This window comes from Bartonella sp. DB5-6 (genome assembly GCF_000278115.1).
Taxonomy (GTDB): domain Bacteria; phylum Pseudomonadota; class Alphaproteobacteria; order Rhizobiales; family Rhizobiaceae; genus Bartonella; species Bartonella refiksaydamii.
This window is the reverse complement of sequence record NZ_JH725137.1, coordinates 1-700: the sequence shown is the minus strand read 5'-3', so window position 1 is coordinate 700 and position 700 is coordinate 1. Positions and strand designations below refer to the sequence as shown.

At 33.3% G+C, this 700-nt stretch carries 1 protein-coding gene; it reads left to right on the top strand.

The window, feature by feature from the left end; genetic code table 11:
* Positions 1–378: hypothetical protein (locus MCO_RS09710; protein WP_007554337.1), on the top strand; the 378-nt coding region annotated here is incomplete at its 5' end.
* Between the last annotated feature and the right edge of the window lie 322 nt (positions 379–700).

The following is a 700-nucleotide window of genomic DNA, read 5'->3' as shown; positions in this document are numbered from 1 at the left end:
CCGCTCTCCGGCACCTATATCGGGCGGCTTTATTTGCAAGGCGAACTTAATCAAGACCAATATGATGCTGCGCAAAAATATCTTGAAGTGAAAAATGACTATTCGTGTGCAAAAGGTTTGCCAAGTGCTGTTTATGATAAAATGCCCTCATCTTCTGATGAGACAGCAAAAGAAAAATGGATTAAATTTGCAACAGAACAGTTTTCAAACATGCAAGAGGCTATCAAAGAAGCACAACACCTCTATAGACAGTATAATCTTTATGCCGCGATACAACATCTTGTTATAGAAAATCAAACATTACCACATCTTGTTAGTTCTTTGCGTATTGCTCTAAATGCTCTCCAGAAGTATTTTTATCCAAAAAATAAATGGTAAATGCTTTAACGTATAAACGATTTTTGGGAACGGAATATTTGCATCATTTGTTTGTAAAGCAGCATATTTAGGTAAAAAAATAAAAAAAACACAATATATTGATTTTTTTGTTGACAATATGTGAAAAGTCGTATTTAATGACGCTGCTGTACTGGTCGAATTGCGTCAAAAATTCAAAAATATCCCCTAAAAATTCAGTAAAATGTGAACTTGAAACGTGGCTAGAAAGCCCTGTTTTCTGGGTAATTCTGACTAATCTATTTTTCAAATAACAAAAATCAATATTTGACTAATGATGTCATTAATTATGACTCAAAAGGAG